This window comes from Peribacillus simplex (assembly GCF_001578185.1).
GTDB lineage: Bacteria > Bacillota > Bacilli > Bacillales > DSM-1321 > Peribacillus > Peribacillus simplex_A.
The window spans coordinates 243,431-265,774 of sequence record NZ_CP011008.1; the positions used below are offsets into that span (position 1 = coordinate 243,431).

11 protein-coding genes, 4 rRNA genes and 1 riboswitch are annotated in these 22,344 nt (G+C 40.8%); of the genes, 13 read left to right on the forward strand and 2 right to left on the reverse strand.

Annotated features, from left to right (window positions below; all coding sequences use genetic code 11):
- The first annotated feature begins 31 nt into the window (after positions 1-31).
- From rrf (UP17_RS01270) to UP17_RS01290, 5 genes are all read left to right on the forward strand, one after another.
- Positions 32-147, forward strand: a 5S ribosomal RNA gene (gene rrf / locus UP17_RS01270).
- A gap of 546 nt (positions 148-693) precedes the next feature.
- Positions 694-2,244, forward strand: a 16S ribosomal RNA gene (locus UP17_RS01275).
- 177 nt (positions 2,245-2,421) lie between these two features.
- Positions 2,422-5,355 (forward strand): 23S ribosomal RNA (locus UP17_RS01280).
- 64 nt (positions 5,356-5,419) lie between these two features.
- Positions 5,420-5,535: ribosomal RNA gene (gene rrf, locus UP17_RS01285) — 5S ribosomal RNA — on the forward strand.
- Together the 16S, 23S and 5S rRNA genes form the textbook arrangement of a ribosomal RNA operon.
- A gap of 291 nt (positions 5,536-5,826) precedes the next feature.
- Positions 5,827-6,666: a tyrosine-type recombinase/integrase gene (locus UP17_RS01290; protein WP_061461168.1), complete on the forward strand. Its 840-nt coding sequence runs from the start codon at positions 5,827-5,829 to the stop codon at positions 6,664-6,666.
- A 330-nt stretch (positions 6,667-6,996) separates the two neighbouring features.
- Here the strand turns inward: UP17_RS01290 and UP17_RS01295 are convergent, their stop codons facing one another.
- Entirely contained in the window at positions 6,997-10,125 is a 3,129-nt protein-coding gene (locus tag UP17_RS01295) for an efflux RND transporter permease subunit (RefSeq protein WP_061461169.1), read from the reverse strand.
- Between the two features lie 191 nt (positions 10,126-10,316).
- Here UP17_RS01295 and UP17_RS01300 point away from each other — a divergent pair, with 191 nt between their 5' ends.
- From UP17_RS01300 to UP17_RS01335, 8 genes are all read left to right on the forward strand, one after another.
- Positions 10,317-11,171, forward strand: coding sequence for a TetR/AcrR family transcriptional regulator (locus tag UP17_RS01300; RefSeq protein WP_061461170.1), 855 nt, complete (start codon positions 10,317-10,319; stop codon positions 11,169-11,171).
- A 165-nt stretch (positions 11,172-11,336) separates the two neighbouring features.
- The gene (locus UP17_RS01305; RefSeq protein ID WP_061461171.1) at positions 11,337-12,233 is read left to right on the forward strand and encodes a diacylglycerol/lipid kinase family protein; all 897 of its coding nucleotides are present in this window, start codon (positions 11,337-11,339) and stop codon (positions 12,231-12,233) included.
- A 126-nt stretch (positions 12,234-12,359) separates the two neighbouring features.
- Positions 12,360-13,022 (forward strand): hypothetical protein, encoded by a 663-nt coding sequence (locus UP17_RS01310; RefSeq protein ID WP_061461172.1) that lies wholly within the window; start codon positions 12,360-12,362, stop codon positions 13,020-13,022.
- 14 nt (positions 13,023-13,036) lie between these two features.
- Entirely contained in the window at positions 13,037-14,299 is a 1,263-nt protein-coding gene (locus UP17_RS01315; RefSeq protein WP_061461173.1) for an efflux RND transporter periplasmic adaptor subunit, read from the forward strand.
- A 201-nt stretch (positions 14,300-14,500) separates the two neighbouring features.
- Positions 14,501-14,650: riboswitch (cyclic di-AMP (ydaO/yuaA leader) on the forward strand.
- A gap of 171 nt (positions 14,651-14,821) precedes the next feature.
- Entirely contained in the window at positions 14,822-16,081 is a 1,260-nt protein-coding gene (locus UP17_RS01320) for a cation:dicarboxylate symporter family transporter (protein ID WP_061461174.1), read from the forward strand.
- A gap of 366 nt (positions 16,082-16,447) precedes the next feature.
- On the forward strand, positions 16,448-17,230 hold the full coding sequence (locus UP17_RS01325; RefSeq protein ID WP_061461175.1) for a hypothetical protein: 783 nt from the start codon (positions 16,448-16,450) through the stop codon (positions 17,228-17,230).
- Positions 17,231-17,467: 237 nt separating this feature from the next.
- Entirely contained in the window at positions 17,468-18,550 is a 1,083-nt protein-coding gene (locus tag UP17_RS01330; protein WP_061461176.1) for a D-alanine--D-alanine ligase, read from the forward strand.
- Between the two features lie 164 nt (positions 18,551-18,714).
- Positions 18,715-20,097, forward strand: a complete 1,383-nt coding sequence (locus tag UP17_RS01335) for a UDP-N-acetylmuramoyl-tripeptide--D-alanyl-D-alanine ligase (protein WP_061461177.1) — start codon at positions 18,715-18,717, stop codon at positions 20,095-20,097.
- A gap of 50 nt (positions 20,098-20,147) precedes the next feature.
- Here the strand turns inward: UP17_RS01335 and UP17_RS01340 are convergent, their stop codons facing one another.
- Positions 20,148-21,299: a PP2C family protein-serine/threonine phosphatase gene (locus tag UP17_RS01340; protein ID WP_061461178.1), complete on the reverse strand. Its 1,152-nt coding sequence runs from the start codon at positions 21,297-21,299 to the stop codon at positions 20,148-20,150.
- Between the last annotated feature and the right edge of the window lie 1,045 nt (positions 21,300-22,344).

Consider the following 22,344-nt stretch of genomic DNA (forward strand, 5'->3'; position numbering starts at 1 on the left):
CTAGTTTTGAAGGAACAACGTTCCTGATATGTTTGGTGGCGATAGCGAAGAGGTCACACCCGTTCCCATTCCGAACACGGCAGTTAAGCTCTTCAGCGCCGATGGTAGTTGGGGGTTTCCCCCTGTGAGAGTAGGACGCCGCCAAGCCATTTAAAAAGATCAGCCATCCGGCTGGTCTTTTTTTGCGTTATTTAGGGTTCTTTGCAGGAGACCTTAGCTTTGTCTTAATTATATTTTTAAACATGAATGTATGTTTTTCATTTTCAAGCCACGGGAACCGTGCAGATTTGCCCTGGAAGTCTATTCTTATCCTAAGATTGGGAAAGGAAATTATTTATTGTGAAATGTGTTGACTTTAAAGTGAAATAGGATTAATATAAATAAGCACCAACTAAGACAAACGAAAAACTTCATCCGCTTTTGGCAGATTGCTAGAAGAAAATAATAACTATTGACTTCTTACTATGAAAATGATAAGATGAAATGGTCGCTGAAAAACACAGCGATTTAAAATAAGTTAAAAACTTCGCAGAAGTTGACAACTAATCAATAAAGTGTTATGATGAATAAACAAGCCGTTCGAAAGAACGATTGTGAAAATTGCTCTTTGAAAACTGAACAAAACAAAGCGCCAACGTTAAATTTTAAGTGAGCACACACTATCAAAAAAGCAAAATGAGCAAGTCAAACATTTCTTCGGAGAGTTTGATCCTGGCTCAGGACGAACGCTGGCGGCGTGCCTAATACATGCAAGTCGAGCGAATCGATGGGAGCTTGCTCCCTGAGATTAGCGGCGGACGGGTGAGTAACACGTGGGCAACCTGCCTATAAGACTGGGATAACTTCGGGAAACCGGAGCTAATACCGGATACGTTCTTTTCTCGCATGAGAGAAGATGGAAAGACGGTTTACGCTGTCACTTATAGATGGGCCCGCGGCGCATTAGCTAGTTGGTGAGGTAATGGCTCACCAAGGCGACGATGCGTAGCCGACCTGAGAGGGTGATCGGCCACACTGGGACTGAGACACGGCCCAGACTCCTACGGGAGGCAGCAGTAGGGAATCTTCCGCAATGGACGAAAGTCTGACGGAGCAACGCCGCGTGAACGAAGAAGGCCTTCGGGTCGTAAAGTTCTGTTGTTAGGGAAGAACAAGTACCAGAGTAACTGCTGGTACCTTGACGGTACCTAACCAGAAAGCCACGGCTAACTACGTGCCAGCAGCCGCGGTAATACGTAGGTGGCAAGCGTTGTCCGGAATTATTGGGCGTAAAGCGCGCGCAGGTGGTTCCTTAAGTCTGATGTGAAAGCCCACGGCTCAACCGTGGAGGGTCATTGGAAACTGGGGAACTTGAGTGCAGAAGAGGAAAGTGGAATTCCAAGTGTAGCGGTGAAATGCGTAGAGATTTGGAGGAACACCAGTGGCGAAGGCGACTTTCTGGTCTGTAACTGACACTGAGGCGCGAAAGCGTGGGGAGCAAACAGGATTAGATACCCTGGTAGTCCACGCCGTAAACGATGAGTGCTAAGTGTTAGAGGGTTTCCGCCCTTTAGTGCTGCAGCTAACGCATTAAGCACTCCGCCTGGGGAGTACGGCCGCAAGGCTGAAACTCAAAGGAATTGACGGGGGCCCGCACAAGCGGTGGAGCATGTGGTTTAATTCGAAGCAACGCGAAGAACCTTACCAGGTCTTGACATCCTCTGACAACCCTAGAGATAGGGCTTTCCCCTTCGGGGGACAGAGTGACAGGTGGTGCATGGTTGTCGTCAGCTCGTGTCGTGAGATGTTGGGTTAAGTCCCGCAACGAGCGCAACCCTTGATCTTAGTTGCCAGCATTCAGTTGGGCACTCTAAGGTGACTGCCGGTGACAAACCGGAGGAAGGTGGGGATGACGTCAAATCATCATGCCCCTTATGACCTGGGCTACACACGTGCTACAATGGATGGTACAAAGGGCTGCAAACCTGCGAAGGTAAGCGAATCCCATAAAGCCATTCTCAGTTCGGATTGTAGGCTGCAACTCGCCTACATGAAGCCGGAATCGCTAGTAATCGCGGATCAGCATGCCGCGGTGAATACGTTCCCGGGCCTTGTACACACCGCCCGTCACACCACGAGAGTTTGTAACACCCGAAGTCGGTGAGGTAACCTTTATGGAGCCAGCCGCCTAAGGTGGGACAGATGATTGGGGTGAAGTCGTAACAAGGTAGCCGTATCGGAAGGTGCGGCTGGATCACCTCCTTTCTAAGGATAATTACGAGAGCGCTTTTGTTTTGTTCAGTTTTGAATGAGTAATTCATTCAGAATACGAAAGATAAACATCACGATGTGATGGATTCTTTCTACTTTGTTCCTTGAAAACTAGATAATAGATAGAAGGCAATTAATTTTTTTCAAAGCATCAGTAAGATCTTTTTTAACGGTTAAGTTAGAAAGGGCGCACGGTGGATGCCTTGGCACTAGGAGCCGATGAAGGACGGGACTAACACCGATATGCTTCGGGGAGCTGTAAGTAAGCTTTGATCCGGAGATTTCCGAATGGGGAAACCCACTGTTCGTAATGGAACAGTATCTTTACCTGAATACATAGGGTACTGAAGGCAGACCCGGGGAACTGAAACATCTAAGTACCCGGAGGAAGAGAAAGCAAATGCGATTTCCTGAGTAGCGGCGAGCGAAACGGAATTAGCCCAAACCAAGAGGCTTGCCTCTTGGGGTTGTAGGACACTCAACATGGAGTTACAAAGGAACGGGGTAAATGAAGCGATCTGGAAAGGTCCGTCAAAGAAGGTAAAAACCCTGTAGTTGAAACTTCGTTCCCTCCTGAGTGGATCCTGAGTACGGCGGGACACGAGAAATCCCGTCGGAAGCAGGGAGGACCATCTCCCAAGGCTAAATACTCCCTAGTGACCGATAGTGAACCAGTACCGTGAGGGAAAGGTGAAAAGCACCCCGGAAGGGGAGTGAAATAGATCCTGAAACCGTGTGCCTACAAGTAGTCAAAGCCCGTTAATGGGTAATGGCGTGCCTTTTGTAGAATGAACCGGCGAGTTACGATTTCATGCGAGGTTAAGTTGATAAGACGGAGCCGCAGCGAAAGCGAGTCTGAATAGGGCGAATGAGTATGAGGTCGTAGACCCGAAACCAGGTGATCTACCCATGTCCAGGGTGAAGTTCAGGTAACACTGAATGGAGGCCCGAACCCACGCACGTTGAAAAGTGCGGGGATGAGGTGTGGGTAGCGGAGAAATTCCAATCGAACCTGGAGATAGCTGGTTCTCTCCGAAATAGCTTTAGGGCTAGCCTCAAGATGAGAGTATTGGAGGTAGAGCACTGATTGGACTAGGGGCCCCCAACGGGTTACCGAATTCAGTCAAACTCCGAATGCCAAATACTTATTCTTGGGAGTCAGACTGCGAGTGATAAGATCCGTAGTCGAAAGGGAAACAGCCCAGACCACCAGCTAAGGTCCCAAAGTATACGTTAAGTGGAAAAGGATGTGGAGTTGCTTAGACAACCAGGATGTTGGCTCAGAAGCAGCCACCATTTAAAGAGTGCGTAATAGCTCACTGGTCGAGTGACTCCGCGCCGAAAATGTACCGGGGCTAAACGTATCACCGAAGCTGTGGATTGACACCATTTTGGTGTCGATGGTAGGAGAGCGTTCTAAGGGCGTTGAAGTCAGACCGGAAGGACTGGTGGAGCGCTTAGAAGTGAGAATGCCGGTATGAGTAGCGAAAGAAGGGTGAGAATCCCTTCCACCGAATGCCTAAGGTTTCCTGAGGAAGGCTCGTCCGCTCAGGGTTAGTCGGGACCTAAGCCGAGGCCGAAAGGCGTAGGCGATGGACAACAGGTTGATATTCCTGTACCACCTATACATCGTTTGAACGATGGGGGGACGCAGAAGGATAGGGTAAGCGCGCTGTTGGATATGCGCGTCCAAGCAGTTAGGCCGGAAACGAGGCAAATCCCGTTTCCATTAAGGCGGAGCTGTGATGGCGAGGGAAATATAGTACCGAAGTTCCTGATTCCACGCTGCCAAGAAAAGCCTCTAGTGAGATGTAAGGTGCCCGTACCGCAAACCGACACAGGTAGGCGAGGAGAGAATCCTAAGGTGTGCGAGAGAACTCTCGTTAAGGAACTCGGCAAAATGACCCCGTAACTTCGGGAGAAGGGGTGCTTTTTAGGGTGAATAGCCCGGAAAAGCCGCAGTGAATAGGCCCAGGCGACTGTTTAGCAAAAACACAGGTCTCTGCGAAGCCGCAAGGCGAAGTATAGGGGCTGACACCTGCCCGGTGCTGGAAGGTTAAGGGGAGAGGTTAGCGCAAGCGAAGCTTTGAACCGAAGCCCCAGTAAACGGCGGCCGTAACTATAACGGTCCTAAGGTAGCGAAATTCCTTGTCGGGTAAGTTCCGACCCGCACGAAAGGTGTAACGATCTGGGCACTGTCTCAACGAGAGACTCGGTGAAATTATAGTACCTGTGAAGATGCAGGTTACCCGCGACAGGACGGAAAGACCCCGTGGAGCTTTACTGCAGCCTGATATTGAATTTTGGTACAGCTTGTACAGGATAGGTAGGAGCCTGAGAAGCCGGAGCGCTAGCTTCGGTGGAGGCGTTGGTGGGATACTACCCTGGCTGTATTGAAATTCTAACCCGCGCCCCTTATCGGGGTGGGAGACAGTGTCAGGTGGGCAGTTTGACTGGGGCGGTCGCCTCCTAAAGAGTAACGGAGGCGCCCAAAGGTTCCCTCAGAATGGTTGGAAATCATTCGTAGAGTGTAAAGGCACAAGGGAGCTTGACTGCGAGACCTACAAGTCGAGCAGGGACGAAAGTCGGGCTTAGTGATCCGGTGGTTCCGCATGGAAGGGCCATCGCTCAACGGATAAAAGCTACCCCGGGGATAACAGGCTTATCTCCCCCAAGAGTCCACATCGACGGGGAGGTTTGGCACCTCGATGTCGGCTCATCGCATCCTGGGGCTGTAGTCGGTCCCAAGGGTTGGGCTGTTCGCCCATTAAAGCGGTACGCGAGCTGGGTTCAGAACGTCGTGAGACAGTTCGGTCCCTATCCGTCGCGGGCGCAGGAAATTTGAGAGGAGCTGTCCTTAGTACGAGAGGACCGGGATGGACGCACCGCTGGTGTACCAGTTGTCTTGCCAAAGGCATAGCTGGGTAGCTACGTGCGGACGGGATAAGTGCTGAAAGCATCTAAGCATGAAGCCCCCCTCAAGATGAGATTTCCCATGGCGCAAGCTAGTAAGATCCCTGAAAGATGATCAGGTTGATAGGTCAGAGGTGGAAGCGTGGCGACATGTGGAGCTGACTGATACTAATAGATCGAGGACTTAACCAACGCTTTTTAAAAAATGAAATACCTTCTTATTATCTAGTTTTGAAGGAACAACGTTCCTGATATGTTTGGTGGCGATAGCGAAGAGGTCACACCCGTTCCCATTCCGAACACGGCAGTTAAGCTCTTCAGCGCCGATGGTAGTTGGGGGTTTCCCCCTGTGAGAGTAGGACGCCGCCAAGCCATTTAAAAAGATCAGCCATCCGGCTGGTCTTTTTTGCGGTTGTTATTCCTTCTGTTTCTTATGTTTAAATCTGTTAAAAGGTAGGAGACTCAAAAGATTATAGAAAGTATAGGAAAGTATATATGTTAGGACATACTTATAAATGCATCTAGTGATAAATAAGCAAATAATTTCTGCTTCAATCTGTATAATCGTATATCTGTTTAAGGCATATGGACAGAATTCTTCGTTTCTGTAGGGAAATATGTTAAACTTAACGTAGTTCTGAAACTGTCATGGGGGAATAGCCGATGGATACCTCTGCTAAAGATGAAATGATTTTTTCGTTTGCTGAATGGTTGAGAGACCAAGGCAAATCAGCTAATACGATCAAAACGTATACTGGTGTCCTTTCACAGTTTTGTGACCAGACACAAAAGATATTGATGGAGATTCATTCTGAAGATGTTCAGGATTATCTTGACTATTTAGAAAATTGCAAGAAAAGTCCAGGGACAATCGAAAAACACTATATCGCTCTAAATGTATTCTTTAAATTTTTAGGCAAGCCACAAGTAATGCTTTCTGTGGAACGCAAGGTTAAAGAGCACAAGCTAGAAGTGCCTGAAACTTTAAGCATAAAAGAGCAGCAAATCCTGTTAAGAGATATAGAAGCCGAAGGAAATCTTAGGAACATTGCCATCGTCTACCTTTTGTTGCATACAGGAATTCGTGTTTCTGAATTATGTGACTTAAATGATCAGGACGTCATCATGGAAACAGAGCGAAATTATATACTTGTCAGGAACGCAAAAGGTGAAATTGATAGAACCGTTCCCCTTACACTATCGGCTATACAACATGTAAAAAATTATCTTCATTCTTTAAAAGAAAAAGCAGATCCGTTATTCATCTCAAGTTATAATCAAAGGATCACTCCGAGGTCAGTTCAATATATATTAAAAAAATACAATGTGCATCCACATAAATTGCGTCATACCTTTTGCCAAAGGTTAGTGGATAATGGAATAGCTATACAAACGATATCCAAGCTTGCCGGTCATAAAGATTTAAATGTGACCAAGCGTTATTTAAAAGAGAAATCGCTGGATTTGGAAAATGCGATAGACCAAACTTTCACCAAACACTAATCTATAGAAATCAAAAAGGAAGGCGAGTGCTTTCCTTTTTTTGTTTGCATAAAAATCAGTTTTAAAAACAAACGAATTTCCTTGGAAATGACGACGAATAGGCATTTATGTTACGAGTGGCGGGTGTCTGGTTAAAAAAGAAGGAATCAAGTCATAAAGACCTTGTCTAGAGAGCTGGCAGGAAGCTGTATAGGACAAATTGAATATATATTTATTAATGCATTATGAAAATGAAGGTGGAGTAGAAGAATTCAAAATTATTATTGTTGAATCAGAAAAGAAGAGGGTATCCCTTTAATTAGGGATACCCTCTTTCTTTTCTTTTCTTTATTATTTAACTGTTTTTTTCTTCTTTTTACCTATTTTCATTATAACTTCATAAACTACCGGTACTATGACCAGTGTTAGCAATGTAGAACTCACTAGTCCGCCGATAACGGTAATTCCTAAACCTTGTGATATTAATCCACTGCCTTCTGCACCGATTGCCAGAGGTATTAAGGCGCCTATTGTGGCAAGGGCAGTCATCAGGATTGGACGTAAACGGGTGGATCCAGCTTCGAGTAAAGCTTCCCGAGTAGATAAACCTGATTCTTCATTTTTGATAACACGGTCCACTAATACAATGGCATTGGTTACGACGATACCAATAAGCATTAGGACACCCATCATTGCCGAAACGCTGATCGTCTCACCTGTAACGAATAGCCCTGCCAATGCCCCAATTACCGTGAATGGTAGTGAGAAGAGAATGGCTATTGGTGCTAAACCACCATGGAAAGTAACGACTAGGACAAAGTAAACGATAGCTATGGCTGCTAACATGGCGATTCCGAGTTGAGTGAATGATTCTTGGATATCTTTCGTTACTCCGCCATAGTCTACAGAAACGCTTGCAGGAAGGTCTAATTTTTTAACTTCCTTTTGTACCTCAGCTGTTACTGCTGCTACATCATCCGATTTGATAGTTGCAGACACGTCGGCATAAATTTTTCCATCGCGACGGCTAATTGTATCGGACGCTTTTCCTTCTTCGATTTTCACAAGCTCTTTTAATGGGATTTTCATTCCCATTGGAGAAGAAATTTTCGTGTTCTCAAGATCTTTTTTATCTTTAAATGTCGTTTCTTCTGTCTCGACATATACTTTGACTTCTTCTCCATCTTTTTTAATAGTAGTTAAAGCATCTTCTTTGTTCGTATTTGCAATGGACATACCAATTTGTGCCGCTGTTAGTCCAAGATCACTTAGCTTTTTCTGGTCTGCCACTAGTGTATATTGCTCATAAGCATCGGAAAGACTGGTATCAACATCTTTTAAGTCTTTATTTTTCTTCATGATATTTTTAATATCATCGATTACAGGTTCAATTTCTTTTTGTGTATTTCCGTATACATATAGGGTAGTTTCATTACTTGATGTTGAAGTGAACTCTTGTTGTTTCCATGTTCCAGGTGAATTAAGGCTAGTTAAATCCTTTATGACCTTTTCTTTTTTGTCTCCGAAGTTTTTGGTGTCTTCATCATAGAGTACATAGAAGAGAGCTGAGTTACCCGAGCCGCCCATCATTCCACTCATCATGTTTTCCCCTAGTGTATATTGAACGGTCTTCACATCATCTTTATCGATGAAGTATTTTTCTACTTTTTCTGTTTGCTTTTCAATATCCTCTTTTAATTCGCCAGGCGCTGGAGTGTAAGTAACGATAATCGTTTTTTCCTCATCTGCAGGCATGAAGCTGACACCGATGCTTGGAATAAGGAATAAGCTCCCGACTAATAATACAATGGCTGTACCGAAAGTTATTAACTTATGGTTTAATGACCAATCAAGTGCTTTTCGGTAGAATGCAGATAGTTTGCTGGGTTTTTCTTCATGTGATTTTAATTCCTTTTTAGATAGTCCCTTTTTAAATAAAGAGTCTGCCATGGCCGGAACGAGTGTGATGGCGATTATTAATGAAGCGACTAATGCAAACACCATTGTTAAGGCGAATGGCATGAATAGTTCCCCAACAGCCCCTGTAACGCTTGCTAAAGGCAGATAAACGGCTACTGTAACGATTGTCGATGAAAGGATAGGGATGAACATTTCCTTAGTGGCTGATCTTATTAAGTCGCCGCCTTTTAATTGTTCGCCTTTTAAAGCCATTCTCCTGTAAATATTTTCAATTACGACAATAGAGTCATCGACGACACGGCCAATTGCGACTGTCATGGCTCCCAGTGTCATAACATTTAATGAAATATCCATTTGCTTGAGCACCAAAAGGGCTGCTAACAAAGATAATGGAATCGAAATGACGGAAATTAGAGTCGTTTTAAAGTTCCTAAGGAAAAGCATGATAACGATGACGGCAAACAGACAGCCGAAGATTGCCTTGCTAATCATGGTTTCAACTGAATCTTTAATCGGTTTTGCTTGATCTAGCGTAGTATGTACACTGACGCCTTTAAATTCTTCTTTGAAATTCGATATTTCTTTATTTACTTCGTCTACGATTGCAACTGTATCGGCATCAGGCGATCTTGTAACCTGGATTCCAATCGATTCGCTACCGTTTGTTCTTGAAACCGACTCAGCCTTACCGGTGACTTTAACATCGGCAATATCTGATAATTTGACATTTTGTACTTGGGCAGTACCCGAAGCCATTTCAGGGGATAATTGATTGGTTTCGGGTATGGTTTGTGCTGGCGTTCCAGTTTTAGAACCACCCGTTAAAGGTATCTTTATATTTTTCAGGTCTTTTAATGTGGAAATGTTTCCATCCACAACGATCGTTTTTTCTTTATCATCAAAGTTATATATGCCAAGTGGCATGTTGATGTTTGCGGCCTGGATAACCTTCTTTACGGTCTCTTCATCGAGCCCATATTGAGCCATCTTTTCTTGATCGAATACAAGGCTCCCTTCATTTACTTGTTGTCCGGAAATTGATACGGAAGTTACGCCATCGATTCCTTCAAGTTTAGGTACTAACACCTCTTCGACATTTTTTGTAAGGGCTGGTAAATCCGAATCCTTATCTGTTACACTGAGTGCTACGACAGGAAAAGCGTTTAACTCTAATTTAGATACGCTTGGGTTATCCACTCCCTCAGGCAGTTCTATTTTCTCTAATGCTTCTTTAACAGCTTTTACAGCGTCGTCCATATCCGTATCATAGTCATATTGTAATTGGATGGAAGAAACATTAGCCATGGAAGATGAACTGACTAATTCGACTCCTGATAAATTTGTGACTTTCTGTTCAATCTGGTTTGTGAGTTTATCTGCTACTTCTTCAGGTGCAGCTCCTGGATATACAGTGGAGATACTTATTAATGGAGTCGAGATGTTTGGAATGGTTTCTTGCTTCATGTTTAAACCGGAGTATAAACCCGCTGCAACGATGATGATCGTAAGCAACCAGATTGCCAATTTATTCTTCAAGGAAAATTTAATTATTGAATTCAAACTTGTACCCTCCATACTTAAAATTGTGACTAGTCGGTCATAGACTCAAATATATAGCATAAGGATTATGATTGCAATAGATAATATCTGTTAGTTTTATCGTTGTGATTCCAAGGGTTTTGGGATACAATTTGAAAGATATGACTGATTGGTCATAATTGGACAGACTTTTAAGAGATAGGATGAATTTGATGAATGAAAAACATAAAATGATCATAGATAAATCTGTAGAACTTTTCGCGGAGAAAGGTTATCATGCCACCTCCGTTCAGGAAATTGCTGAAAAATGTGGGATAGCAAAGGGATCTTTTTATAATTATTTTAAATCGAAGGAAGAGTTACTCGTCTCCATTTTTAAATATTATTATGAAGCGTTGACGGACTCATTACTTGATCTTGAGTTAGACGCTTCATTGTCTAGTAAAGACAAATTTTTGAGGCAAATCACTGTTCACATGGAGCATATGACGGGAAATACAAACTTAATTCAAATGCTGATGCAGGAACAAATGCTCCATATCAGCGAAGAACTTGATCGGTTTTTACAATATATCCATGAAGAGGGATTGATTTGGTTCAAGCGTAAAATCATTGAGATATACCCCGGACTTTCGGCTGACCTTCTGCCGGATTGCACAATAATATTAGATTCACTTTTCAAAGGATATATCGGAATATTGATCAGGAAAAAAAATGCTTTCGATGTGGAGTTGTTACCTAGCTTCATGTTGAACCGTATGGATTCAATTATTGCAAGCCTGCAAAACATGGAAGATCCATTATTGAAACAATTTCCTTTACCAGAATGCTCACTGCGGGATTTGAGCCCAAAAGAGGAAATCCATTCGATCATCAGCAGGATGTTGGAAGTGGAAACAAGTAAAAATAGGGAAGCTTTAAAGGCAATTCAAGAAGAGTTTTCAAAAGTTAGGCCAAGTCCCATTATCTTGGAAAGTCTTTTGTTGTTTTTGGAAAAAAATGAAAAACGAAGTCCTTTGTGTTCAAAGCTTGTCTTAACGATGAAGGAATATTTGACGAATATATGAAGGAATAACTGAAAGGGGCGTATAGCCTCTTTTTTTGTTGATATCTTAGAGTTCAAATCCATATGAATTTTTCTATATTTGATTATGAATGAGTTTCAAAATCTGGGGTTTAGGAAAAAGTATAAGTAGTAGGAAAATTCTTTCATTAGTATGGAGGCAAGAATCATGAGATGGAAAAAGGGAATGCTTATTTATAATAAAAAGGCCGGGAACAATAAACTCGAGAGGAATCTTGAGGAATGTCTTCCAGTAATAGCTCCTCATATTGATGAGTTCCTTATTCTACAAACGAAGGAAAAAGGGGATGCATGTCGATTCTGCTCGGAATATGGTGAAGACATGGATGTAGTTTTCGTATTAGGGGGAGATGGAACCGTACATGAGTGTGTAAATGGCCTTTCACCCCTTGGGAAGCGGCCGTTGTTTGGGATATTACCTGGAGGGACTTGCAATGACTTCTCAAGAACATTAAAGATTCCCCAAAATGTTCGTCAGGCTGCGGAAGCAATAGTAAATGGAAAAGTTCGTTCAATTGACATCGGTCAGGCCAACGATGACTATTTCTCCAACTTTTGGGGAATCGGGCTTATTACTGAGGCATCAAGCAATATTGATGTGCAGGAAAAAAACAGGTTCGGAAAGATAGGATATTTATTAAGTGCAGTAAGGACGATTGGTGATAATGCACCCTTTTCCTATAAACTTGAGTATGATGGGAATTTCATTGAAGGAGAAGCAATCATGATTTTGGTCTTGAATGGATGTTTTATCGGTACTAATTTACTCCCCTTTCCCATGGTTAGTCTAGACGATGGGATCTTTGGCGTTGCCATCTTGGAAAACGCAAGCTTTGGTGCATTTTTAGAAATAATAGCGATGAAACGTTCATGGATTGAAAATCTGAGCTCGGAGTCTGGTGTGACCTATGTGCAGGCCGGTAGCATGACTATTGAAAACAAGAGACCACTTGATGTGGATATGGATGGAGAGAGTTATAGCCAAACACCTACTCGAATTAAAGTTCTTGGCCATCATTTATCGGTATTAACTCCAAATTGGTGAGGAGGATTAAATATTAAGGGTAAGTCTATGTGTTTTTTTTGTTTCATTCATTCCTTATTTCTGCAATTGTTTCCAAAATAAGATAAAATATAGGATGATATATCATTTTTTGCAGGAGGAACACATATGGTGTACCAGGTCAGATTGTTAAAGGGCATTTTAGAGCCTCATCGAAGTCGTTATCAGCTGCAAAATGCAGAGGCAGTCACACGGCTTGGATGGAAATTACTATTTTTATATTTTCTTAGTATTATAGTATTTGCTATTGGTGGATATTTTGGCATTGGTTCTGAATCATTTTCCAAAGAAATCACGAAGATGAGTGTTAATGAATTTGAAGCAGGAAAGTTTCTGATATTGAGCGGCAATATAATAGCAAGCCTTATCTACCCATCCATTTACATATTTTTATCAGCCCTTTTCTTTTGGATTGTTACCGATATCCCATACATAAAATTAGTTATCGTTCAAATGATCATTTTCGGGCTGCAATTATTGGAAAAAGCATTACTGATTCCTCTTTTCGTATTAATGGATATAGGCAATGATTCCAACCTTTTTTCATTGGGAGTCATCGGTCAGTATTTTCTCAGAAGTGATTACTTTATTCACTTTTTCAGCGAAATCACCATTTTTCAATTTCTTATTATTGCCCTGCAATATTTCTATTTAAAGGAGTTTTCACAACGAAATAATTATTTGGTCCTTGTAATGATTGTTCTATTCTATCTGGCCACGTGGTTTGTTAAAGCCTTTTTAGCATACATCCAAGTGGGCGTATTTGTATAAGGCGGGTGAAAAGAATGAGTGGGAAATGGAAAATAACAGCAGTCTCAATTGCGTCGATTGTGTTAATAACCGTCAACATATACCTTATTGAAAAAAAAGGAAGCAAAGCGGAACGAACTGTTTTCGTGGAAAACTGGTCAATGGTAAAAAAAGATACAATTACGGATACTATTCAAACAAATGGGGTAATTAAACCTGTAGAAGAGTACGATATCTATTTTGAAACCAAGAAAAATGATTTTAAGAAATTCCTTGTAAAAGAGGGGGATGCTGTAGCGGCTGGTTCCTCGTTGTTTGAGTATACGACAACCGAACTTGATGCACTTAAAGCGAATTTGGAAGCGGAGAAAACTGCTGCTGAGGGAGAAATTGTAGGGATTGACGAATATATTAGAAAGTTAATGGCTTCTCAAGGGGCCCTGACCCGTGATCCTGATAAAGCGGTCATTGATGAATCGGTGAAAAATAACTTGGATATTAATATAACAACAAGCTCTTCAGATCTTATTAAAAGCAACATTGAGCAAGAAATGTACAAGCAAGAACTCGAAAAAAACAGTTTGAATGAAAAAGTGAAAATGCTTGATGCTAAATTAAGTTCAATTGAGGAGCAGGCTAGCGCGATTGTAACGACGAGTGAAGCTGATGGCGTAGTTAAAAATATCAATAAAAACCTGAAAAACCCCATTATATCCATCGTTTCAACAAATATGGCAATTGAAGGTAATTTCACCGAAGAGGAGATGAAAAAAGCTAAAGTGGGCATGACTATAAAAGCAAGTTCCTCTGATTTAAAAAAGTCATTGAAAGGAACGATAGGCCGTATCCATTCCTATCCAGCAGAAGAGCCGTCACTAAAAAGGGATAACAGATTTCCATTTCAGGCTTTAATCGAACCGGAGGGTGAAGAAACCGAATCTTTGTTGGTGGGATCCAAAGTCAACCTTGCTGTAATAACCAATGAGAAAGCTGGTGTACCCGCCATTCCCATAGAGGCAGTGCATTACCAAAAAAAGCCGCATGTCTACAAATTGACTAAAAAAGGCTATGTGGATAAACACTACATTGCAAGAGGGCTTAAAGCAGAAGGTAAGCAGGAACTAATAAAGGGACCGTCAGTAGGTGATGTCATCCTGCTAGAACCGAATAGGGTAGCGAAGAACCATTCTTATTTTATTACCCCAATTCAATTTGAAAAAGTGAAAACTGCAACTTATAAAAAATTTACCTCTAGGGAAAAAGTAAGGTATCTGTTACTTGGCATTTTGGAAAAATAACTGCTTCTTTCATAAAGAAAGGGGATGTCAAATTAGGTATTATTTATATATCCATATAGCATAAATGACTAAAAATCGGGAAGTGTAATACTTGGTGAAATCATCTAAAATGCAGAATATTCAGATATATTTAAAGACTTTTTCTAAAATGGATGAGAATAAACATTTACAGATTAACCTTTTTAGTATAATATTTTATTATAAGTTAACTCGCTTAATCTTATTCCAAGAACGGGGGAACCATTTTTGTGGATTTTAATCCACTAGGGGTGAATTCAGAAATGAAAGGGCAAATTGTGTTTCCAATTCCTAACCCGACAGCTAACCTCGTCAGCGTCTTTAAGGGAACATGTGTGAATATTCACGCCAATAAGAAATTGACACATGAAGTGTCTTTTTTTTCGGCGTAAAGACAGAGTTTTTCAAAAAAGAAAAATTACTTTCTTTCTATTAGTATCTTGTTTCCCTTACCGAGACAAAACGTTTTTGCATCAAAGACTTTATGGAAGGTGAGGAAAGTATATGAAGAAATTTAAGTTAAGTTTAGCTACCCAAATTTTCATTGGTTTAATTCTAGGGATTACCGTTGGTGCCATTTTTTATGGTAATGAGACGGCGCAAAACTTTTTACAGCCATTCGGAGACATTTTCCTACGAATGATTAAAATGATTGTTGTGCCAATCATTGTATCAAGCCTTATCGTTGCAGTTGCGGGTGTAGGTGATTTAAAAGCAGTAGGTAAACTAGGAGCTAAATCACTATCATACTTTGTGGTGGTAACTATGATTGCGATTGCTGTTGGTTTAATTTCCGCTAATATCATTCAGCCTGGTGCTGGCGTAAATATGAATCATCTGGAAAAAACTGACATCTCTACTTATGTTGATACAGCAGAAACTAAGCAGCATGAATCGTTTGTAGATACAATTGTTCACATTGTACCATCCAATCCAGTACAAGCTATGGTACAAGGCGATATGTTAGCGATCATTTTCTTCTCCGTATTGTTTGGACTTAGTATTGCCGCGATCGGTGAAAAAGGTAAACCAGTATTCCGTTTCTTCCAAGGTACAGCAGAAGGAATGTTCTACCTAACTAATATGGTCATGAAATTTGCTCCTATTGGGGTATTTGCACTAATCGGTGTGACCATCTCCAAGTTCGGTTTGGAATCTTTAATTCCGCTAGGTAAGTTAGCGCTTTCTGTATACGGAACAATGATTTTCTTTGTAATTGTCGTTCTGGGTCTTATTGCAAAATTTGTAGGATTCAATATCTTTACATTGATTAAACTTCTAAAAGAAGAATTGATACTTGCGTTCTCTACAGCAAGTTCAGAAGCGGTTCTTCCGAAACTTATGGAAAAAATGGAAAAAGCGGGATGTCCGAAACATATAGCTACATTTGTTATTCCGACTGGATACTCTTTTAACCTTGATGGTTCAACATTATATCAAGCGTTGGCAGCTATCTTCATCGCTCAAATGTACGGAATCCATTTAAGTGCTTATGAGCAAATTACGCTAATGTTAGTGTTAATGATCACGTCTAAGGGTATTGCGGGTGTACCAGGTGTATCCTTCGTAGTTCTTTTAGCGACATTAGGAACAGTTGGTATTCCTATTGAAGGTTTAGCATTTATTGCCGGTATCGACCGTATTCTTGATATGGGACGTACAGTAGTAAACGTTATCGGTAATTCACTTGCAGCAATCGTCATCTCTAAATGGGAAGGTCAATTCAACCCCCCTTCCGATAAAGAATTAGAACAAGTTTCTTAATGCAAAAAATCCAGAGTGATATGTCACTCTGGATTTTTTGTGTTTGAAAAGCGTATCCTTTATATTTGACGGGCCAGAAGCAGCAAACGAAAAGTTTTTTAAAGGGAAGCCGCCTCGTGAAAAGAATTAAAGCCTTATTCAATTTTATCCGTCGTAAATTCCTCCAACTCTTTACTTTTCACTATTATGGATATTTAAAATTATCGAGTTCGTTCCTTAACCTTATAGGTGATTATAGAGTTCAGGTATTCACATTATTTATACGATGCAGATGATGAATAATATTCTGGGTTATATAACTTACTTGAAAACCCAAAAGTTTGATAAAATAACATTATTGATTGAGAGCTCGGAGGGGATCAGGTTATGAAGAATGATAACAATGATATCTTATATATGCATATGCAGGCTTCCGAACGGTTTGTCCTTTTTAATGGACTCAATTTTCGTGAATTTGTCTATTCGCTGCCATATAACTTGGATTCCATCTTATTATTGAAACATCAATTCGATGGTGGAGAATACAATTTGAATGTCCTGCTTGATAGTGCTTCATCTGAGGATATTGCAAAGCTCGTTAAAGAAAATGTCCGGGCATATGGAGATTTCTGTTGGATTGATTTTGAAGAAGAGGAAGGGCTGGATGAATTGGATGGAAGGGAATTAGCTGAACTTTTATATTTAGGGCATGCAAAAACCCACCTAGATCCTCCATTTTTCCGTAAATTGAATAATCAATTTGTGTACCTTGCCCAGGATGATGGCTGGTTCAACAAAATTTATTTTCGTTCACTTTCTACATATTATATGATGTTAGGGAGCCTGATTCCGCTAAAGCTGGAGCCGTTAAAAGTGGAGAGGACGTGGCTTGGAATCAGAAAGAAAAGAGAGCTGACGGCCATTCCTGCAGAAATCATTTCTTCTTTGGCTCATATTATGGCAGAGGGGCTCATTTTTTCCTTTCGGCATGTCAAGTACTCAAGAACGAAGATTGAGATACCGGCATGGGTGGTAGGGGATTATTTAAACATGGATGAGATGCATGATGACTTTTCGGATAGAAATATTAAGGAGCCGGATGTTTTTATCACCTTTAATCGAAAAGAAAAAGTATGGGAAAGTGTTATAAAAAATGAATCATTATTCTGATCCCAATTTCCGGATGCGTGGGTTGGATTATTTGATATCTTTGATTTTTTTTAGGTGTAAGACTTACTATCTATTGCATAAAAGATAAGGGGGGACGCCGCACAGGAGACAGGGAGTTGTGGCTTTGGCCTATATTCCTCATTGGAAAAGAACCAATGATGGAAGTTTCGCTTTTCCCGTTTTAGTGTAAAATGATACAATGAACATGGTTAAAAGAATATTGGAGGGTAATAACTCATGAAAACTAAACTTGGTTTGCTTTATGGTGGAAAATCTGCGGAGCATGAGGTTTCTATGCAGACGGCTTTAGCGGTGATTAAGGCTCTCGATTTAGCAAAGTTTGATATATATCCGATTTACATAACAAAAGAGGGTTCATGGATTAATGGACCGATGTTAACAGGGCCTGCCGAGAGTGTGGAGGCTTTGACTTTTTCGTCGGACAAATCGAACTCGCCTCTTGCCTTGCAGGCACATTCAACTGATGAAAATAGTGAATCAACAGGGTATGACGTAATTTTCCCATTGCTTCACGGGCCAAATGGAGAAGACGGGACAGTGCAAGGGATGCTGGAACTATTGAATCTCCCTTATGTAGGCAATGGCGTTTTAGCTTCATCAGCTGGAATGGATAAAGTTATCATGAAAAACATCTTTGCCCAAGCGGGGCTTCCTCAAGTTAAATACACTTGGTTCATTCGTTCTGAATGGGAAAAAAATACTGAAAGCGCCATTAAAAAGGTAGCTGATGAATTGGGGTACCCTTGTTTTGTCAAACCAGCTAATTTAGGCTCGAGTGTCGGTATCAGCAAATGTAATGATGCTGATGAATTGGAAAAAGCGGTTGCGGAAGCTTTTCAATTCGATCGGAAGATCATCATTGAAGAAGGGGTCGTAGCCCGTGAACTTGAGTTTGGCATTCTTGGCAATGATGACCCATCATGTTCAGTGGCAGGAGAAATCATCCCTAAGCAAGATTTCTCCTTCTATGATTATTCAGCAAAATATGTTGACGGTAATTCAGCGATGGTCATTCCAGCGGAGATAAAGGAAAGCGAGTACGCAGCTTTATCTGAAATGGCCATTACGGCCTTTAAGTCATTGGATTGCTCTGGATTGGTTCGAGCTGATTTCTTCTTAACGAAAGAGGGCCAAATCTATATTAATGAAGTGAATACAATGCCCGGATTCACTCCTTTCAGTATGTTTCCGTTATTGTGGAAGCACACAGGTGTCGACTATCCAGCGTTAATTGAAAAACTCGTGAAACTTGCCTTGGAACGTCATCAAGAAAAACAACAAATCAAATATACAGTTTGATCATGCAGGTAATGTATCAGTGAACTTCACAATTCTTCAAAAGTTGATCTGATGGATTAAAATTAGCAGGAGCCGGTTCAATTTATACTGGTTTCTGCTTCGTTTGGTTAATGGAAGAAGAAGAAGAGAGCGATTAACGGTTCGATGAATGTAGGAGGAACAAAATGATAAAGAGAACGTTGAAACAAGTACATGAAATGGCAGATGGATTGAATGATATCACTTCATTCCAGTCCAAAGGAATAAATGGGGTTACCATCGATTCAAGAACGGTTAAGGAAGGGTGTTTGTTCATTCCGCTTAAGGGTGGGCAGGTTGACGGTCATCAATATGTCAGGCAGGCTTTAGCACAAGGAGCGGCGGCTTCTTTTTGGCAAAGGGATGTTCCGAATCCTCCCAATGATTTACCGATAATCATTGTTGAAAATACCGAAAAAGCACTTCAGCAATTAGCGCGTTCTTATCGACAGCAGTTGAATATAAAAGTGGTAGGGATTACAGGCAGCAACGGTAAAACGACTACGAAAGATATGACGGCTGCGCTGCTGGCAACTACCTATAAAGTTCATAAAACCAATGGAAACTTCAATAATCATCTAGGTTTACCACTAACGGTGCTTTCGATGGAAGAGGATACTGAAGCGGCTGTTTTGGAAATGGGAATGAGCAGCCGTGGAGAAATTGAGTTTTTATCCAAAATGGCAAAGCCTGATGTAGCGATCATTACCAATATCGGTGAATCACACTTATTGGATTTAGGATCACGCGAGGAAATTGCGAATGCGAAGTTGGAAATTGTCGAAGGTTTGGCGAAAGGTGGAACGCTGATATATCATGGTGATGAGCCATTGCTTCGCAATCGGATCAAAAAAGATTTTCCGGATTTAAATGTAATTTCTTTTGGGCGTACGGAACAAAATGATTTGTTTCCACAGACCATTAACCAAGGGGCAGATAGTACAACGTTTACAATCGCATGTGATGAAAAGGATATCAATTATGAGATACCGGTTTTAGGCCATCATAATGTTCTTAATGCATTGGCAGCCATCTTGGTTGCTAAAGAATTCCATGTAGATGTTGCAGCAATCCATAAAGGTCTGTCTACCATTCAGTTAACTAATATGAGGATGGAATTGGTCCAGGGTGCAAAAGGGCAGAAAATCATCAATGATGCGTATAATGCCAGTCCAACTTCAGTAAAGGCAGCTGTAGAGTTGATTGAGGGATTATCTGGTTTCGAGAAAAAGATCCTTGTACTGGGAGACATGTTGGAGTTAGGGCCACAGGAAAAAGACTTTCATCTGAAAATTGGTGAATTGATTTCTAATGAGCGGATCGATAAGATCTTCACGTATGGTCCTTTAGCAGAGTTTATTGCGAAGGGAGCGAGCAAGGCTTTTTCATCAGAGAATGTCCGTCCTTTTCAAGATAAGCAGAAACTTATAGAGGAACTTAAGTCGTCTACACAGGTAAATGATATCATTCTCGTTAAAGCTTCTAGGGGCATGAAGCTTGAGGAAGTCGTTCAAGCCTTACAAAAATAAAAAAGAATAGAAAAGGCCGTTTCTTTTTGAATCGGCCTTTTTTATCGTACTTAATAAAGTGTCCCGGCAATAATGCAGATATCATCGTCAATCACTGAATGCCTCATCCTTGAGACAAGTAACTCCTGAAGAAGGTCATGTGTATCAAGATGGATATTCTCGATGAATTCCCTCTCGACATTGCCAGATCGGTCGATTGCGGATGGTACGGGAGTTTTAGAAAGTCCATCTGTATAGATGAAGAAACGGCTTCCTGGTTCATAATGAAATACTATTTTTTTTATGGGCATTTCAGGACTTAGCCCAATGGCTATAGTCCCTTCATTCAAATTGAGGAATTGATTGGTGCATGGGGAATACAAAAAGGCTGAAGGAAGTCCGAAGTTCACATATTCGATGCGTCGCTCCTTTGTATCCACGTATGCAATGAAGGCTGTAAAACAAGCGTGGTTTTTATATTCCCTTTTAACTCCTTGAAATAAATCCCGCATATGTTTGTTCAGTTCCTCCGTTATGAAGATGGGGTCTTTTACGCGTTTGATAAGCTCAGGTATCAAAGTGCGTATGGACATGTTTATGAGTGCCGTATGAATGCCCTTTCCGCATAAGTCGATCATTATGAAGCTGTATGTCCTGTCGCCAATCTCCGTCCAGTAAAATAGATCCCCTGACAGTTCACTAGAAGGCTGGGAAAGCCCTTTGACCTCTATATCTTTTTTATTGATAGACAAAGGTAAACCTGAAAGTTGAAAGCCCTTTGCAATTCGCAGGCTCATTGCTGATTTCTGGTTGATCTTTTCTAGCTCCTGCCCCTTCAATTTCGCTGAAAACAGTTGCATGCTGATGTTTTGGAGTGACTTTAATTTAATCCTGACTTCTACTGAATTGGCAGGGACAGCCATGGTTTCATAAAAGGTCCTTTCTGGTAACGCCAGAGGGGCCTCCATACCTAAAGCACGTTTGTAGATAAATAAGATAGGGATTTCATAAGTTTCAGCTAAGGCGAACAACGAGGTTTGCTGCCAAGAATCTTTTGTTATGTATAAAGGTAAAACAAATAATGATTTCATTAAGTCCGTTGATTCCTGAAATAGAAGACTTTGATTGAGTGGATCCTCCAAAAAGGTGACTTGCTTGTTCATTTTCTTTAACATCAGACCAAAATCCTTACATAAAGGAACATCTATAGTGTATATATTCATATAACCCCCAATGTTTTATTGATAGGTCAATCATACTGCATTTAGACTTATTTACTACCGTTTTTTTAATAATTAATAGAAATTTCGAAATATAATGGTATTATATACCTGGTAATGTATAGTGGGTTGGTAGTAAGTCCTTTCTTTTTCTAAAGGAGTAACCGTGTAAGGTGGCCTTTTGATTCGGATTACTCCTTCCTGAATAAAGTTTGTTGAAACTATTTGAATTAAACACATATCATGTATATAAACAGATGTTCGTTTTGTAAAATCATTTATTGATTGCTCAAATATTAAATAAAGAATCCATTTACTCATACTTGGATATAGTAACTACGGTAATCCTGTTGGTGGTGAATCAATCCGTGTGCTTCTCTAAAGGGAAAATAAAAACCAATGTGACACACATTTCAACCGATAAAATGGCACATTGAATGAACATGCTAAATTCTTACTCAAACGTATTTCAGATGCACATTTCCATGTGGGAAAATCAAATTCCCCTATTTTTTGAAACGATCTAAAGTTTATAGTAACCATAAATGGGGAGATATCCTTTATTGCAATAACAGTTTGAAAATGGTAATATGAAGTATGAGTTTAAATGTCTTATCATTGATGATTATTTAAATTAATCAGGTTGAGGCAACAAAATTGTATGTTCTTACATGTTTCATGAGTTCATTCTTGAGATTATTTTAGATTAAATAGGCCGCGCGTCTGGTCATATATAAAAGCTGCATTTCTTGGCGGCTTTAGTAGCTATTAGGGAATCAAGCCGCATTTTAGCGCTTTTCCACTTCTGCAAATCCTCAACGCACCGGGCCTGTTTTGTATAAGAATCTTGGCTCTCGTCAAGTTTTGTTCATACAGTCTTTTTAAGTCTGATGAATAATAGGTGCAGCAGCCCTCACCTGAATAAAACGGTAAACATCCGTTTATGCTACTTTTAATTTTCCATATTGAATTTAATTTTGGTTACATGTACTTTTAAAAAGATGAGCGTATGTTAATGATAAGTTTACACGTGCGCGAAACTAAAAAT

Bases quoted from the DNA above. Each gene is read 5' to 3' on its own strand.
- UP17_RS01335 (WP_061461177.1), top strand. From the start codon at position 18,715: ATGATAAAGAGAACGTTGAAACAAGTACATGAAATGGCAGATGGATTG.
- UP17_RS01290 (WP_061461168.1), top strand. From the start codon at position 5,827: ATGGATACCTCTGCTAAAGATGAAATGATTTTTTCGTTTGCTGAATGG.
- UP17_RS01340 (WP_061461178.1), bottom strand. From the start codon at position 21,299: ATGAATATATACACTATAGATGTTCCTTTATGTAAGGATTTTGGTCTG.
- UP17_RS01330 (WP_061461176.1), top strand. From the start codon at position 17,468: ATGAAAACTAAACTTGGTTTGCTTTATGGTGGAAAATCTGCGGAGCAT.
- UP17_RS01315 (WP_061461173.1), top strand. From the start codon at position 13,037: ATGAGTGGGAAATGGAAAATAACAGCAGTCTCAATTGCGTCGATTGTG.
- UP17_RS01320 (WP_061461174.1), top strand. From the start codon at position 14,822: ATGAAGAAATTTAAGTTAAGTTTAGCTACCCAAATTTTCATTGGTTTA.
- UP17_RS01305 (WP_061461171.1), top strand. From the start codon at position 11,337: ATGAGATGGAAAAAGGGAATGCTTATTTATAATAAAAAGGCCGGGAAC.
- UP17_RS01325 (WP_061461175.1), top strand. From the start codon at position 16,448: ATGAAGAATGATAACAATGATATCTTATATATGCATATGCAGGCTTCC.
- UP17_RS01300 (WP_061461170.1), top strand. From the start codon at position 10,317: ATGAATGAAAAACATAAAATGATCATAGATAAATCTGTAGAACTTTTC.
- UP17_RS01310 (WP_061461172.1), top strand. From the start codon at position 12,360: ATGGTGTACCAGGTCAGATTGTTAAAGGGCATTTTAGAGCCTCATCGA.